Annotated in this window: 13 protein-coding genes; 4 read left to right on the top strand and 9 right to left on the bottom strand. The window is 53.8% G+C overall.

The genetic code is table 11. The features are described 5' to 3' along the window. Positions 1-2 precede the first annotated feature (2 nt). The gene (gene nirB / locus ACT3TY_RS09425; RefSeq protein WP_444628011.1) at positions 3-2513 is read left to right on the top strand and encodes a nitrite reductase large subunit NirB; all 2511 of its coding nucleotides are present in this window, start codon (positions 3-5) and stop codon (positions 2511-2513) included. 26 nt (positions 2514-2539) lie between these two features. Then, on the top strand, positions 2540-2929 hold the full coding sequence (gene nirD, locus ACT3TY_RS09420; RefSeq protein ID WP_444628010.1) for a nitrite reductase small subunit NirD: 390 nt from the start codon (positions 2540-2542) through the stop codon (positions 2927-2929). Between the two features lie 57 nt (positions 2930-2986). Here nirD and ACT3TY_RS09415 read toward each other — a convergent pair whose 3' ends face one another. The 4 genes from ACT3TY_RS09415 to ACT3TY_RS09400 all read right to left on the bottom strand — a co-directional run bounded on the left by ACT3TY_RS09415 (position 2987) and on the right by ACT3TY_RS09400 (position 8370). Continuing rightward, a complete protein-coding gene (locus tag ACT3TY_RS09415) occupies positions 2987-3898 on the bottom strand; it encodes a GntR family transcriptional regulator (RefSeq protein WP_441678493.1) in 912 nt (303 codons plus the stop codon). Between the two features lie 10 nt (positions 3899-3908). After that, positions 3909-4640, bottom strand: a complete 732-nt coding sequence (locus ACT3TY_RS09410) for an ABC transporter substrate-binding protein (RefSeq protein WP_441678495.1) — start codon at positions 4638-4640, stop codon at positions 3909-3911. A gap of 37 nt (positions 4641-4677) precedes the next feature. Then, positions 4678-7305, bottom strand: coding sequence for an aconitate hydratase AcnA (gene acnA, locus ACT3TY_RS09405; RefSeq protein ID WP_444628009.1), 2628 nt, complete (start codon positions 7303-7305; stop codon positions 4678-4680). Between the two features lie 537 nt (positions 7306-7842). After that, positions 7843-8370, bottom strand: coding sequence for a GNAT family N-acetyltransferase (locus ACT3TY_RS09400; protein ID WP_172118062.1), 528 nt, complete (start codon positions 8368-8370; stop codon positions 7843-7845). A 129-nt stretch (positions 8371-8499) separates the two neighbouring features. Here ACT3TY_RS09400 and ACT3TY_RS09395 point away from each other — a divergent pair, with 129 nt between their 5' ends. Continuing rightward, positions 8500-9435, top strand: a complete 936-nt coding sequence (locus tag ACT3TY_RS09395; RefSeq protein ID WP_441678500.1) for a cation diffusion facilitator family transporter — start codon at positions 8500-8502, stop codon at positions 9433-9435. A 14-nt stretch (positions 9436-9449) separates the two neighbouring features. On the opposite strand, the gene ACT3TY_RS09390 is transcribed toward ACT3TY_RS09395, so the two are convergent. Then, positions 9450-10622 carry an MFS transporter gene (locus ACT3TY_RS09390; RefSeq protein ID WP_444628008.1) on the bottom strand — a complete coding sequence of 391 codons (1173 nt, stop codon included), beginning with the start codon at positions 10620-10622 and terminating at the stop codon, positions 9450-9452. 136 nt (positions 10623-10758) lie between these two features. Between ACT3TY_RS09390 and ACT3TY_RS09385 the strand changes: the two genes are divergently transcribed. Further along, on the top strand, positions 10759-12159 hold the full coding sequence (locus ACT3TY_RS09385; protein ID WP_444628007.1) for an aminotransferase-like domain-containing protein: 1401 nt from the start codon (positions 10759-10761) through the stop codon (positions 12157-12159). Here the strand turns inward: ACT3TY_RS09385 and ACT3TY_RS09380 are convergent. The 4 genes from ACT3TY_RS09380 to ACT3TY_RS09365 form a co-directional block, all read right to left on the bottom strand. Further along, complete coding sequence (locus ACT3TY_RS09380; RefSeq protein WP_444628006.1) at positions 12138-13085, bottom strand: AEC family transporter; 948 nt, start codon at positions 13083-13085, stop codon at positions 12138-12140. The genes ACT3TY_RS09385 and ACT3TY_RS09380 overlap by 22 nt on opposite strands. 104 nt (positions 13086-13189) lie before the next feature. Further along, complete coding sequence (locus ACT3TY_RS09375) at positions 13190-14203, bottom strand: Ldh family oxidoreductase (protein ID WP_444628005.1); 1014 nt, start codon at positions 14201-14203, stop codon at positions 13190-13192. 114 nt (positions 14204-14317) lie between these two features. Next, positions 14318-15895 (bottom strand): aldehyde dehydrogenase (NADP(+)), encoded by a 1578-nt coding sequence (locus ACT3TY_RS09370; RefSeq protein WP_444628004.1) that lies wholly within the window; start codon positions 15893-15895, stop codon positions 14318-14320. Between the two features lie 49 nt (positions 15896-15944). Next, on the bottom strand, positions 15945-16664 hold the full coding sequence (locus ACT3TY_RS09365) for a FadR/GntR family transcriptional regulator (protein WP_444622082.1): 720 nt from the start codon (positions 16662-16664) through the stop codon (positions 15945-15947). Positions 16665-16739 lie beyond the last annotated feature (75 nt).

Raw genomic sequence — 16739 nt, 5'->3', positions numbered from 1 at the left:
CCATGTCCACCACCTCTAAACGCAACGTAATTATTATTGGTAACGGTATGGTCGGCCACCACCTGGTCGAACAGTTGGTTGAAAACGGCGCCTTGTCGCAGATGAACGTCACTGTGTTTGGCGAAGAGCGCCACCGTGCTTATGATCGCGTGCACCTTTCTGAATACTTCAAGGGCCGCGACGCTGAAGCGCTGGCCCTGTGCGATGCCGACTACTACGCAAGCCATGGCGTGACATTCAACAGCAGCGAAGCGGTGGTCTCCATCGACCGCGCGGCAAAAACGCTAGCCACCGAGCGCGGCCATTACGCCTATGATCAGCTGGTAATGGCCACCGGCTCCTACCCGTTCGTGCCGCCCATTCCCGGTAATGATCGCGAAGGCTGTCTGGTGTATCGCACGCTGGACGACCTGGACGCCATCCGCGAGGCAGCGCAAAGTGTGGCCACCGGAGTTGTGGTGGGCGGCGGCCTGCTGGGTCTGGAAGCGGCTAACGCGCTGCGCGGTTTAAATCTGGAAACCGCGGTAATCGAGTTCGCCCCACGTCTGATGCCCATGCAGGTGGATAGCGAGGGCGGCGAGCTGCTGCGCGAAAAAATCGAAGCCTTGGGTGTTCAGGTACTCACCGAGTGTGCCACTCAGCGCATTGAAGATGGCGCAACCAGCCGTCATCGCATGGTCTTTCAGGATGACAAAATACTGGAAACTGACCTGATCGTGTTCTCGGCGGGTATTCGCCCCCGGGACCAGTTGGCCCGGGAGTGCGGCCTGGAGGTCGGCGAGCGCGGCGGCGTGGTGATTAACGATCAGTGCCAGACTAGCGACCCGTCGATTTTAGCCATTGGCGAAGTGGCGCTGTGGAATCAGAGCATTTTTGGCCTGGTGGCGCCTGGCTATCAGATGGCAAAAACAGCGCTTTCGACGCTCACCGGTGGCGACGCTTCTTTTACCGGTGCTGATATGAGCACCAAGCTCAAGCTGTTAGGCGTGGATGTCGGCTCGATTGGCGATGCCCACGGCAATCAAAACCCCGGCGCGCGGATGTTTCGCTACCTTGACCCACTTACCCAGATTTACCGCAAGATGGTGGTCTCAAGCGACGGCAAGAAGCTCCTGGGCGCCATGCTGGTGGGCGATAACAGCGTCTACGACACCCTGCTTCAGTACTACGCCAACGGTATCGAGCTGCCCAAAGAGCCCGCCTCATTGATTTTGCCGCAAAGCGACGCCGCCCCGGCACTTGGCCCGGATGCCCTGCCGGAAACCGCGATGATCTGTTCGTGCCATAACGTCACCAAGGCCAGCATTTGCGCGGCCATTGACGCAGGCGCCAGCGACTTGGCATCCGTGAAAGGTGACACCCGCGCCAGCACCGGCTGCGGTGGCTGCGCGTCACTTTTGAAAAGCGTGGTGGATCATGAGCTGGCCGCACGCGGCGTTGAGGTGGACAAGTCGATTTGCGAGCACTTTCAGCACACCCGCCAAGAGCTTTACGACATCGTGCGCGTGGAGGGCATCAAGACCTTCAGCGAGTTGATCGAAAAGCACGGCGCGCCTAGCACCCACCACTTGGGCTGCGATATCTGCAAGCCTGCCGTAGGTTCTATTCTCGCCTCCTGCTTTAACGAGCCGATTACCGACGCTACGCATATTCCGCTTCAGGATACCAACGACACTTTCATGGCCAATATGCAGAAAAACGGCACCTATTCGGTCGTGCCGCGCATTGCAGGCGGGGAAATCACGCCGGATAAACTGGTGGTGCTGGGTCAGGTAGCGCAAAAGTATGGCCTTTATAGCAAGATCACTGGCGGCCAGCGGATTGATCTGTTCGGCGCCCGCCTGGAAGACCTGCCTGAGATCTGGGGCGAGCTGATCGAAGCCGGCTTTGAAACCGGCCACGCCTACGGCAAGTCACTGCGTACGGTGAAGTCCTGCGTGGGCAGCACCTGGTGTCGCTACGGCGTGCAGGACAGCGTGGGCATGGCGATCAAGCTTGAGAACCGCTACAAGGGTCTTCGTGCACCGCACAAGATCAAGTTTGGCGTATCAGGCTGTACCCGCGAGTGCGCCGAAGCGCAAAGCAAGGATATCGGCATTATCGCCACCGAAAACGGCTGGAATCTCTACGTGTGCGGCAACGGCGGCATGCGCCCACGCCATGCGGAGCTGTTTGCCACCGATCTTGACGATGAAGCCCTCTACCGCACCATCGACCGTTTTCTGATGTTCTACGTGCGCACAGCGGATCGCTTGCAGCGCACCTCGGTATGGCGGGAAAACCTGGAAGGCGGGCTGGAGTATCTGAAAGAGGTAATTCTCGACGACAGCCTGGGCATGGGTGATGAACTGGAGCGCCAGATGCAAACCGTGGTGGATAACTATCAGTGCGAATGGGCAGGCGCCATCAGTGACCCGGATAAGCTCAAGCGCTTTAGAAGCTACGTCAACGACAGCCGCCCCGACCCATCGATCATCATGACCAGTGAGCGCGGCCAGCTACGGCCTGCCTAACCACCATCATTTCAAAGGGCTACTCCATGACCGCTACCGCAATGAAGCAAGCAACAGTTACACAAAGCAGAAAGGCACCGACCGGCCAGAAACTGTGCAGTAAAGCCGATCTGGTCGCGTTTTCCGGTGTTGCTGCGTGGCTTGAAACGCCACAGGGGCCAAAGCAAGTCGCGCTATTCTACTTGCCGGGCCTCCCGCGTGAGCTTTACGCCATCGACCACCACGACCCGTTTTCCAACGCCAATGTGATTGCCCACGGCATTGTGGGCGATATACAGGGCGCCGCCGTGGTGGCTTCACCCATTTATAAACAGCACTTTCGTTTGGAAGACGGCCAGTGTCTAGAAGATGACAGCGTCACGCTGCGTACCTGGAAGGTGAGTTTTAAAGGGGTTGATGTGTGGATTGAGGAATAAGCCACATAGGCGAAGATGCCCATGCAAGAAGCAGCTTCATCTTTCCCTGCCGTGCCGTTAACGGGCAAAAACACCTTGGACAATGCGCATTTTTTCCTGACGCGTTCGCTCCAGGTGTTCCGTTAGATAAACAGCCGCTTGTTGATTATCCCCCGCCTCCAGCAGATCAAGAATCGCCAAGTGCTCTTTATACTCAGGCACTGGCGATTCACGCCGGGCATAAACGTGGTATTCAATCAGGCGACGCAACCGGTTAGCGCGCTTAAGGCTCTCAATCAGAAACTGATTATTTGAGCCGTTAACGATGCTTTCATGGAAGTAGGTGCCGTTTATATACATTTGACGTTCAGATATCGTGCTACCTTTTTGAGACACTGCCTCCGTTAACGATTCCCTTAACTGCCTGAAGGCTTTCTTATTAATCTGGTAGCCAGGCTCTCTTAACGCGGCGGGCTCAATTAACAAACGAAAACGAAAACACTGATCATACGTTGCTTGAGAGGTTAAGAATTCGTTAAATTCCCAGCCATAGCCCAAAAGCCTGGACACCCAGCCTTCAGCCTCCATGGCATGCATCGCTTGAAGAATCGTGCTGCGACCAAGCGTATATTTCTTGGCAAGTTCCGCCTCGGTAATTTTCCCGGCGATCTGATTATTTAAATAATCGATGCCAATCGTAAAACACAGTGGCGAGATAGAAGAGCCTTGCTCTAGCGGCTCGTCAGCATCGGCAAAAAGCCCACGCTTGGTATCCACTAAAAAGAAGCCGCGATTAGGCTGGCGCTTCACCACCCCCTGCTCTTCCAAAAACTGGAAGGCCGCACGAATGGGTGTACGGGAGACCTTCAATTTCGTTACATAGCTCGCCTCCGTCAGGTGGCTCCCTACGGGTATAGCCTCTTCATTAATCAACGTGTGAATACGCTTTGCCAAACGCTCAGCGGTAAGAGGTGATGCGCTATTAACCACGACCTATCCTTTACGCGCTTGGCGCGACCGAAGCACCCTGAATATTATGCTTGGCTAACAAGCGAGCAACGTCCCCTTCCGCTTTTGCCTCTTCAATGAACGCGGATAGAAAAGCAGCGGCTTCCCGAGGCCGGTTTTTCGGAACGCCCATCGCCTGCTGGATCGTCATAAAGTGCCCAGGCAACAGCCGCAAACCACCAAACTCCTCAATACCCGCTTCCAGCTGTTGCTTCACGCCTGCGGCGATATCCAACTTGTGTTCAATAAAGAACGCCACCACTTTCGGAGAAGTAGGTGCTCTAACCAGCTCGGCGTGTTGAATAGCGCGGCTAAGGTAAAGATCATAAGCACTGCCCTTACCAACCACGATCTTCTGTCCATGGCGGTCAGCCTCTTGCTGATCAGTAATTGGCGAATCCTCGCGCACCAGATAGCAGCCTTCAATCAGCACATAGGGCGCAGTAAATTGAATACTTTCAGCACGCTTGGGGTCTAGCGCAAAAAAGCCCATATCGGCCTTTTCATCGCTGACAACGGCAACGGCCTCACCGGCGGAAGCATATACTTGAAGCTCAAGCTCAACGTCCAGCCTGTGCGCAATCATCTTTGCCAAATCAACCGAAACGCCGTAGGGCTGCTGATCAGCATCGAGCCTCGCCAAAATTGGGTTACCCACGTTAATAGTGGTGCGCAACACGCCGGTAGGCGCCATTAGATCTCTTAAGCGGTTAATATCGTTCACTTATCACTTTCCTTATGAAGGGTTTGGCCAGCATTACTCAGGCCAATGTTTTTTTCAGTAGAGAGGGAATAACGCCGCCTTCTTTAAGCAGTACAATTTCTGCCTGCGTATCGACCTGGGCGATAGTCATTAGCGACTCTATCTCGCCTTCCGCTCTTAAAATATTAACCGTAATTCGAGTACGAGGGGTTAGCGTTTCGGCCTGCGCCTGAATGTCGATTTGATCACCCGGCTCAATATTCAGCGTGGTTGAGCTAACGCCCGCGGGTAAGCTCAGCGGCAAAATTCCCATGCCGATCAAGTTTGAGCGGTGAATACGCTCAAAACTTGCGGCGAGCACCGCACGAACGCCCAGCAACCGCTGACCTTTTGCAGCCCAGTCTCGCGATGACCCCATACCGTAGCGCTCACCCGCGACGATCACAACGGACTCATCGGCTTCACGGTAGCGCCTGGCTGCCTCAAAAAGAGGCATAACATCGCCGCTGGGTAGATGACGCGTATGTGCAACCGGTGCATCAGGGGCGAGATAGTTTTTTAACGTTTTATTGTGGAAGGCGGCCCTTACCATGACCTCCCAATTGCCCCGGCGTGAGGCAAATACGTTCAGATCGTCACGACGTTCACCGCGCTCAACCAGATAGTCAGCGACACGGCTATCAGCCGGGATGGCGCTGGCAGGTGAGATATGGTCGGTCGTGACATCATCACCGACTATCAGCAGCGGGTAAGCAGTGTAATGGCCTAGCTGGCTGCCCTCGGATACCGAAGCAAACGGTGGGCGGCGCAGCGTGTTAGAGGCTTCCTCCCATGGGAAGGTCGCTGTTTTAGGCGCATCCAGAGCCTCCCAACGGGTGTTACGGCTTGCCTGTTTGAAATCTTTTGCAAAATCGGCAGCGTTCAGCGCCTCGGCTAACGCGGCATCGACGTCTTCCCTGGCAGGCCATAGGTCACGCAGGTAGATACTCCTACCTTCATACTCCGCCAGTGGCTTTTTGAAATCATGCTCGGCATTACCGGCCAAGGCAAAACCCACGACCAGCGCAGGCGACATGATAAACCCCAGGTCAAGATCTGGGTGCACGCGTCCTGGGAAGTTTCGATTCCCCGACAGCATTGCTACTGCACGGCAGTTGCCTGCTTCCTGTGCCTGCCTGATCCCTGGGGGCAATGGCCCCGAGTTACCGATACAGGTAGTACACCCATACCCGACGATATCAAAACCGATAGCGGCCAGATCTTCCATTAGCCCTGCCCGTTTGAGATAGGTAGCGGCTGCTGGTGAGCCTGGAGCAAGCGAGGTTTTTACCCAAGCAGGCGGTGTTAATCCATAGCGGCGAGCCTTTCTGGCCAATAGCCCTGCGGTGATAATAAGGCGTGGATCGCTCGTGTTGGTGCAGCTAGTAATGGCAGCAATCGCTACGGGGTGGCGGGGCAGGTTTGAAACTGCGCGGTGAGGTGCTGCACTTGGCGTAAATTCAAGCTGTGACAACACTTCTCCCACATCGGTGTAGTCATGCACATCCTGGGGTCGCGTAGGCCCGGCTACCTGTACACCAATACCGCTTAAATCAATCTCTATACACTGTGTATAGGTAGGCTGCTCATCGGCTTCAAACCACAGTCCTGTCGCTTTGCAGTAGTGCTTTACCCGTGCAACGGCTTCTTTTGAACGCCCTGTTTGGTCAAGATAGCGCAGGGTTTGCTCATCCACCGCAAAAAAACCGGTAGTGGCGCCGTACTCAGGCGCCATATTAGCCACGACAGCACGGTCACCGGCCGTTAATGTGCTCACGCCCGGTCCAAAAAACTCAACGAACTTGCCCGTTACGTTCAGCGCCCTCAAGCGCTGAGTAACTATCAGCGCCAAGTCGGTGGCCTGTGCTTGCGGCGCCAGTGTGCCTGTCAGCTTAACCCCCACCACGTCAGGAATGCGTAGCATGGTGGGCACACCAAACATTACCGTTTCCGCCTCCAGGCCACCTACTCCCCAGCCCAATACACCAATGCCGTTAACCATTGGTGTATGGCTATCAGTACCTATCATCGTATCGGGCACCATCCAGCATTCGCCGCCACGCTCTTGAGTGGTTACGACGGTGGCCAGTTGCTCAAGGTTTAGCGTGTGCATAATACCGGTGCCCGGCGGATGAATGGTCACGCCTTCAAGTGCATTAGAGGCCCAGAGTAAAAAACGATACCGCTCGCGGTTACGGCGCATTTCGTGCTGAAGGTTGTCCTCTGAGGCGCTGCTGCTGGCGAACACCTCTACAGCAAGCGAATGATCTACTGAAACATCTACCGGTAAATGCGGTTTAAGCACTTCAGGGTCACCCCCTGCCTCACGTATCGCGTCACGCATAGCGGCAATATCCACTAACGCAGGTGTACTCGTTGTATCGTGCATCAATATCCGCCCCGGCTGAAAGGCGATTTCATCACTGCTCGTGCCGTTTTCCAGCCACCTCAACAGCGCTTGAGCACTGCGCTTGCGCTCCTCCCCCGTCGTATTACGCATAATATTTTCAAGCAGAAGGCGCAGCACATAGGGCAGCTTGTGAAGCGTCTCGCCGAGTAATTTGGGCAGTTCGATAATCGCGTAATCATGGCCCTTGAACGTCAAATAGCCATGCGTGTAGTGGGTTAGCTTCTCAAGCTTGTGCATAGTTCATGCCGCCGTATCTGACGATTGTCGTTATTAACTGATGAGTCGATCTCAGGCGCCATAATTGCACTTTATTAACCAAAAATACAATATAGTGTTTTAGCCGATTTTCTGTTTTGAAGAAATCTCCTGTTGGTTTTCCCAACGAAAACGCCGCCTGATAGGCGGCGTTAGAAGCGCTTTACAACCATTAACCGTTAAGCATTAAGAAAATCGATCAGCGCTTTATTAAACTCGTCAGCGTGGGTTGTGTTAATCGCATGCGGGCCGCCTTCACTAGCGCTGGTACCTGCTTTTCCCAGGAACGGCCGCTTAATGGCCATCCATGGATAAGCACCACAGGTTTGCCTGCACCGTATACCTCGTAATGAATCTTTACCGGCGTTCCCTGTTCTGTACCCGCGCTTAACACTGGCATCGTTAGCCCCTCCTGATTGGCTGCGTATTGATCAACGGCATGCCTTCAAGGTAGTACACGCTTTTTAACGTTACCAAGGTACGCAGCACAGAGCGTTGCTAGGCTTTATAACGCCGCTTTCAGCAGACTGCCTTCAAGGCACACTGATATACCAGGCAATCAACGCGCTTGTCGGCCACTTGGGAGTGCGCTGGCAAGATATCCATGGCATCGAAGCTGGCTTTCTGCAACACATGCTGAGAGGCATCGTTCTCGACAGAAACAATCGCCGTTAGCGTAGTGAGACCATAGACACCGCGCGCTTCCTTCATTAGATGCTTAAGCGCCCTATAAGCAACTCCTTGACCGCAGGCACTTTTTGCAATGCGATAACCTACCTTCGCTTGGTGTTCGTCAATATCGCGCAAATTGGCGCGGCCGATAAGCATTCCTCTCTTGCGTATCAACAGCGGGCTCATTCGACGCTGGGCATTCAGGGAAAGGCACTCAACAATATGCTGTGAGACGCCTTGAGGCGTATAAAAATGCCTATAACGCGCTTCAATATGCTGCTCAAACCAGGCACGTTCGGCGGTTTCAAACGCCAACAGGTCGACAGCGTCTTCAGGGGTTAATAGCGAAAAGGTTAAGTCCTTGGCATGACGCATAACGTCCTTCTCTTTGTGAGTACTTTGTCACTCGCCTTTGTGGCCTTAATGCATAGCTTTCGTTGGTTCAAAGATGAAAAATGTTGCTATGCTTGCGGGTTATATCACTGGCGGTGGGGCCAAATATCCATGAAAACAGAAACGCGTACACTGGCATTTTCCGCCTTTATGGCGCTCTTGATTGGCTGTGCCGGAATTACCGCTACACTCGCCTCCAATTCCCAGGCTATTTTGCTCGATGGGTTATTTAACCTAATCTACTTTAGTGTAGCTTTAGTGACGATCAAGGTGAGTAAATTAGCCAGCCGTCCTGATAGTGAATCTTATCCGTTTGGATACAGTTACTTCGAGTCGCTGGTTAACCTGTGTAAAGGGTTATTAATTCTGGGTGTTTCCATCTTTGCTTTAGTCGATGCCATTGTCGCGCTCCTCTCTGGCGGGCGAGAGATTGCAGCGGGCCTTGCGGTCATCTATGCCCTGTTTGCCACGCTTGCCTGCTCGCTGACCGCTTGGGTAATGCACCGCAGTCAACGCTATACCGCAAGCCCTCTGATCGCGGCCGACAAACTTAACTGGATCGTCAATAGCGTGATTTCCGCAGCAGTTCTCGCGGCATTTTGCCTGGTCGTACTCCTTGAGCAGTTAAATTTGAACACGCTAGTGCCGTATATCGATTCGGTACTGGTTATTGCGGTCGTCGTGCTGTGCCTGGGCGTGCCTGTACGCATGGCCTCCCAAGCGCTGCAGGAGTTACTCAATAAAACGCCCGAAGAAGCCATTGCTGCTCCTGTGCGCGACGCTATCTCTCAGGCACTGGCAGAAACGCATACCCAAGAAGTCCGTGTGCGTATGGTACGTCCAGGGCGCCTGCTTTACGTTATGGTGCACGTGGTGCTGCCTGATGAAGGCATCACCACGTCGTTAACCGCTCAGGATGACCTACGCGCACGGATTGATGAGCAGGTGCGCCGCTGCTACGTACCGGTCGTATGCGATGTGGTGTTCACCGCAGACACGCTGTGGGCAGCGCCCTCTTGTGGGTTGCTGATTGAGCGACACACGTAAGCAAAGCGCACGATTTATGGCTGGCGAATGGCCGTCAGCCGCTTGGAAGGCTTGTTCCGGCCGATGAGCAGCAAACTAACCGTGGCAATGGAACCCACCAGTAACGCCCCGCCAAATAGCGTCAATGCGGCTACATGGCCTACTGAATCAACAAGGGCACCCGTTGTCATTACCGGGAGGCTAAATCCCACATACGCCATCAAAAAATAGCCGGCGCTTGCCTGGGTAGAAGACGGACCAGCAATGGCTAGCACTCCGCTTAAGCCACCCAAATAGATAAACCCATAGCAGGTGCTGCTGGCCGCAACTGCTCCCAGTAACACAGCTACCAGGCTTCCTTGAAGGGCGCCCCAGGCAATTAATCCGTAGGCGAGAGGTAAGATCATCAACCCCAGCACCGTGGCCTTCACGGGCGCCAAGGCGCGTGCCCAAGGCTGAAACAGTACTCCACAGCTGCAAATGCCAAACGTGGCAAAACCACTCCAGGGTGTTAAACCGCTCTGGCTTAACGTGGAGGGCAATATAGCAATCACCAACCCTACGGTTGCCCATGCAAGTAAAATGGCCAGCCCAAAGCTCAGTGTTCCCGGCGGATAACCTGGCAGTCGCCACATCGCACTTTGGGTAGCAGCAGGTGCGATATTTTTTAGTGGCATCACTGCAACTAACGCAATGGTGCCTACGCCCAGATACAGCCATAGGCTTGGCGGCGTCACACTGGGCGTATGGAGAATAAACAAACTGGTAACCGCCGCACCCAAACCAAACCCAAGTGCGGTACTGGACGTTACGTACGTCGTTGCCATGCGACTGTCGTCACTATTAAGTAACCGATGCATATATCCAGGCGCGACGGCTGAGGTCAGCCCGGTGCCAATGCCTAATAAAAAGCGCGCAACCCCCAGCGTTATCAAGCCAGGCATCAACAGGGTTAGCGCAGTGGCACTTAAACAGAGCAGAAGCGCGACAATGATGAGCGGTTTAGGCCCCACCCGATCCGCCAGCCCATTAAGCCCCAGCAATACCGGCATGACGCCCACAACGTAACAAGCAAACGCGAGTGTGGCTGCGCCCACGCCGACGCCTGCTTTCGCCGCCAGGAGATCGTAAAGCGGTGCCTGTAAATTAACCGCAGTGGTAATCATAAATAGTGCAAAAGCCAACCGGGGCGCGTTATATCGGTCCATCTTTTTTCCTAAACGGGTCATGGGTTAAGCCATTACGCTCGCACCCATCCCGCCTAGAGGTAAGGTACACTTGTCCATCATTACCCAAGCACTGTTCCTGCGTTTTTGAGAACAGTGGCCGGCAGCAGAGATGTTTATGAAACTTCAGGTCGACCGACATGCCGCTTCCCCAATTGCGCAGCAGCTTGAAGAGAGTATTCGCCATTGGATTCAAGAGAATGGAGCGGGCGGGCGTCGCTTACCTTCCATACGCCGCCTAGCGGCAGACCTCAATATTAGCCGTAATGCGGTTATTGACGCCTACGAACGGTTGGTGGCTATTGGCCTGGTTCGCTCAAGACCCGGCTCCGGGTTCTTTATCTCTGATGGCGCTGCTGTTACCCCCCAACCATCGTTAGCCTCTACCCCTCTTCAAGAAGTTACCAATGGGCTGTGGGGGCTTTTTAGCGCTAATGAGTATTCGCTAAAACTGGGCTGCGGGTGGTTGCCTAATGCTTGGCGCGAGAGCGAATACCTGACCTACGCCATTCGCCAAGTGGCGCGTAAAAGCCAATCAGGAATTTTTGAATACAGCACGCCCCAAGGACTGCAGGAGCTTCGCAGCTTAATCCAGGAGCGCTTGCGCCCCCTCGCAATATCGGCAAGTGCTGAGCAAATTGTCATGACCAGCGGCGGCAGCCATTCACTGGATTTATTGGTGAGAATGCTGCTTGAACCCGGCGACGTGGTGTTTGTGGAATCGCCGGGCTATTACAACCTATTCGGCTTGCTGCATTTACAGCGCGTTCGCGTGATAGGAATACCGCGCCTTACTGATGGGCCGGATATTAACCGTTTGGAAGCCCTCTTAGCAGAGCACCGTCCCAAGCTTTTTTACGTGAACAGCGTGTTTCATAACCCTACCGGCAGTACGCTCACACCGGCGACTGCACATCGCGTTTTACAGCTCGCCGAGCAGTACGATTTCACGATTGTAGAAGACGATATCTACGCTGATTTTCAGCACACCCCGACCACACGGCTCGCCGCACTGGATGGTCTTAAACGGGTTATTTACCTGTCCAGCTTTTCCAAAACGCTCACCTCATCGCTGCGGGTCGGCTTTATAGCCGCCCCGCCTTCACTAGTGCAACGGCTTGTGGATATCAAGATGTTGACCAGTATTTCCTCCTCGCGTTTTGCTGAGCAGGTGCTGATCACGCTGCTTCAAAACGGCAGCTATCGAAAACTCACTGAACGCTTAAGAACTCGACTCTCCAACCAGATGGCACTGGCGCTTACACAGCTCAAGCAAGTCGGTTGGGAGGTATTCACTGAACCGGCAGGCGGCATGTTTGTATGGGCCAAATCGCCGGTGGAGAAGGAAGCACTAATGGCGAGCGCACGCCGTTTTGACATCATGCTATCGCCCAGCCACTTGTTTTTCCCTGACAATCAAACAACGTCATGGCTGCGCCTGAATATCGCCTATCTGCAGGATCCAAGAGCCAAAGCGTTTATTGCCGCCAATGGCAATCAAGGCAACACATCAAAATAGGTCATCAACCCAACGATGACGCTGATGGTAACAAAGGACATGAGCGTGCTCGCCATCAATGCACCGGCAGCCACGTTCCCCATACCATAACGCTGCCCCAGTAAAGGATAGACACTTGCCATGGGCGCGCTGGCAAACAGCAGTGCACCAGCGATAAGTAACGCGTCATTACCTGCAATCAACCACATGCAGATAAACACGCCAAGCGGATGAAGGATCAACTTGCCCGTGACGATCTGGCTCACCTCGCCCACTACGCCACGTATTTGCAGTCCGTAGAGTGCGCCACCGATGGCAAACAATGCAGCAGGACCTGCTGCGGTTGCCAGCATATCGACTGCTCGAATAACAGGGGCGGGTAGAGGTGTGTCGGTTACAGCAATCAATACCCCAATAAACAAGCCAATCAAGATAGGGTTCTTGGCCAATCGGCGAAGCGTTTTTTGCAGGGTTTTAATAACGCCATGCCCGGCTTGCTGCCCTACCTCTGCAAGAATAAGCGCCAGCGGGATGATCAATAAATTCTCGATGATCATATTCAAGGCTAAAAAATTAGCGGCGGGAGGGCCAATAATCATTACCGCAACCGGATATCCACTAAACGCGCTGTTTGATGCGGACATTCCCAGCGCGCTAATACTTCCGGTCGTAAGCGTATGCTTTTTCAACATTACGCTATAACCCAGCGCAGCGGCAAAAACACCCAGCGACCCTAGCCCGTAAGCTAACAGGTAACGGATATTAAACACCTCTTCAAGAGGATTTTGGGTAAGGGCACGGATCAACAGCGCAGGGAGCGCGATATACAGCACAAATCGCCCAACTCCCTGCATTTGCTCGCGGTCAAGAATGCGAATTCGCATGGAAAAATAGCCGACGCCAATCAGCAAAAAAATAGGCGCAATGATGACAGCAACGTCAAACATCAGGTTGGCTACGGAGAGGATATAGCGCCATCAAACCTTCCTTTCTAACCCGAAAGCGGAGCGTTAAATAAGGCAGCATGCCATTATCAGGGATGCTTAATGGCTTAATGAGTCAGTTCGACAAGCTCATCAAAAAGAGCCTTTGGCAACGTAACGCCGTTTTGCAGGCTATTTTCACGCGCCTTAAAACGGCGCTGGGAAGGTAAGCGAGCGCCCTGCCCGAGGATATTATCAAACAGTACCTCTGCATGCTGAAGATGGTGTTCGGCGTCTTTCCCCAAGAATACCTCTGGCGATATGGCGATAATCAGCTCGCCATGAAAGGGTTTGCCGGTTTTCTGCTCGTTGGCAGCCTGAGTTTCATGGCCCAGTACATCGCCAATCAGCGGCCCGGCCAGCAGTTCAATCATGGTAGAAAGCGCCGAGCCCTTGTAGCCACCAAAGGTTAGCATGGCGCCCGCGAGTGCCGCTGCCGGATCACTGGTGGGGCTACCTTTATCATCTATCGCCCAATCAGAAGGAATCGTTTTCCCAGCGCGCTTATGCAACTCGATTTCACCCCGCGCTACAACGCTAGTCGCAAAATCGAACGTATACGGCGTGCCACCCGGCCGCGGCCATGAAAACGCGATAGGATTTGTGCCCAGTAGCGGCTTAGTGCCACCTGCAGGTGCAACAAACGCATGGCTTGGGGTCATAGCGATGCCGATCAAACCTTCGCTGGAGAGCGCCTCCACTTCAGGCCACAGCGCTGAAAAATGAAAGCTGTTATTAATCGCAAGTGCCGCAATGCCCGTGCGGTTGGCCTTTTCAACAAGGCTTTGTTTACCCTGTTCAAATGCCAATAACGAGCACCCTTGATGAGCGTTCACCTTAACAACACTAGCTGCCTGGTCGATAATTTCCGGCGTTGCGTGCGTGTCCACCCCGCCATTGCGGGCCGTGTTAACACAGCCAATCAGCCTATATAGGCCATGTGAGTGACACTCATCACGCTGAGCGGCCAGTACATTACGTGTTATGGCTTCCGCGTGAGCCTGACTATAGCCATTATGTTGAAGCACATTGAGACTCAGGGCTTCAGCATCTTTCAATGAAAGGGTAATTTCTTCACTCATCATCTACTCCTGCGAATTTTAATTGTTAGATGCACACTTGATAAAAAAGCAGGTAATTACTTACCTGCTTTGGGTCTTGACTAGTGGATGACTTCCGATGATCTCAAAGAGATATCAGGCTTCCCGCTTACCATCTACCAATCGGCTAACTTTCAGCGGATTGCTTTCTTGCAACGCGCTTGGCAATAAGCTTTCTGGCAGTGACTGATAGCATACCGGACGCAAAAAGCGCTTGATCGCGGCGGTGCCTACCGAAGTAGTACGGCTATCGGACGTTGAAGGGTAAGGGCCGCCGTGAACCATGGCATGGCAAACCTCTACGCCAGTTGGCCAGCCATTGGCAAGAACCCGCCCTGCTTTACGCTCAAGCGTGGGCAACAACGTTTTTGCCGCGTCAATATCGGCATCATTCATATGCAGCGTGGCCGTTAGCTGGCCTTCCAACTGCTCGGCCACATGCTTCACTTCGGCCATATCCTGGCACTCGATGATTAGTGAGCTCGCGCCAAACACCTCTTCCTGAAGCACTTCAGACGCGAGGAAATTACTTGCCGACGTGGCAAATAGGCCCGTTTGGCACTGATAGCTGCCGCTGCCGGTTTGGCCACGGGCGACTTCACTCACATTGGCCTCACCGCTCAGTGCGGAAACGCCTTTTTGATACGCGTCATGGATGCCCGGTGTCAGCATGGTTTGCGCGCCGCTGCCTTCCACCGCTTTTTGTGCCGACTGAATGAATGAATCCAGATCCGGACCTTTGACGGCGATCACCAAGCCGGGGCTGGTGCAGAACTGGCCAGCCCCCATATTGAGTGAGCCAACGAATGCCTCGCCCAACGCCTGGCTGTTTTCCTTCAGCGCTGCGGGTAGTAAAAAGACCGGGTTGATGCTGCTCATCTCAGCGTAAACAGGGATGGGCTGGGGGCGATTTTGAGCCGCCTGCATCAGCGCTGTACCGCCACTGCGTGACCCGGTGAAACCTACTGCCTGAATACGTGGGTCGGTGACCAGCGCCTGACCAATTTCATTACCCGAACCAAACAGAAGCGAGAACACGCCTTCCGGCAGGTTGCAGGCTTTCACTGCTTTTTGGATCGCCCGGCCCACCAGCTCGGACGTGCCGGGGTGAGCGGAATGGCCCTTCACTATTACCGGGCAGCCCGCCGCCAGCGCAGAGGCGGTATCGCCACCCGCTACAGAGAATGCCAGGGGGAAGTTGCTGGCACCAAACACAGCCACCGGCCCCAAAGCGATATGGCGCTGGCGTAAATCAGCACGCGGCAGCGGCTGACGATCCGGCATGGCAGGGTCGATACGTACATCCAACCACTCACCAGCGCGCACTACCGATGCAAATAAGCGTAACTGACCACAGGTTCTGCCACGCTCGCCAGCAAGACGTGCTTGCGGAAGACCGGATTCCGCCATGGCACGTTCGATCAGCTCATCACCAATTGCTTCAATCTCATTGGCAATGGTTTCAAGAAAGGTGGCGCGTGCTTCCAGTGAAGTTTCGCGATAGGTATCCAGTGCATCCCAGGCAAGCTTAGTGGCCTGTTCAACATGGCTTCGGTCTCCGCCTACGTAGACCGGCTCAAGCAACTCACCCGTAGAAGGGTTAGTAGCCTGGATATTGCGCTGTGTGCCGGTGACAACCTGCTGACCGATTAAGAGTTTGCCTTCCAGTGCCATGGTCGATCTCTCCTGATAGATTCGCGTAGGGCATCACCTTTAAACGCACCTACTTGTAAGAATAGTAAGTTTTATATGCTCGGCTTAAATGTTGATACATGGCAGCATTGGCCGCCTTTGGATCACGGGCCAGAATTGCCTCAAGAATGTCAGAGTGTTCCTGGCTTACTCTTTGCAGGTACTGGTATGTCGTTTGCAAATCCACTTCCACTGACATCAACTTAGCGCGAGGAATTGTGCCTACATCCCACTGCTCATAAATGGTGGCAAACGCTGGGTTATGCGTTGCCTGCGCGATAGCTGCGTGGAAGGCCAGATCTTCCTCTCGTGCCTGCGTCGCGTGCTTACACGCCTGAATAAAATCTTGATGCAGGCTTATCAGGCGTTGTTTATCTTGCTCATCGTGCCGATTGGCGGCCAAAGCAGCCACCTCGGGTTCAATAGTCAGACGTAGCTCAAGAATATTTAAAATATCCTCGATAGTGCTCAGTCGAATTTTCTTACCCGACGCCTTGCTTTCAGGAAGCGAACGCAACACGCGTGTTCCAATTCCACGGCGGGTTTCAACAAGCCCCTGCGATTTTAAGTGAGTGATAGCTTCACGAATGACCGTACGACTAACCCCGAACATGTCACATAGCGCGCCTTCTGGTGGGAGCTTATCTCCCACCGGGATTTCCTGGCCTGCAATAATACTTTCCAATTGCTGGGAGACCTGTCGCGACAAGCTACCACCATGCACTAAAGGTTTTATGCCAAGATTTTTCATGCTTCACTAACTCTCACGTAGATCAAAGTTCAGGCTTGCTTAATGCCCTCCATAATATGTACCACTATATAACAA

Source organism: Halomonas sp. AOP22-C1-8 (assembly GCF_052378905.1).
In the GTDB taxonomy this organism is placed as follows: Bacteria; Pseudomonadota; Gammaproteobacteria; order Pseudomonadales; family Halomonadaceae; genus Vreelandella; species Vreelandella citrativorans.
The sequence above is the reverse complement of the archived record's forward strand: the minus strand, read 5'-3'. Positions and strand labels throughout refer to the sequence as shown.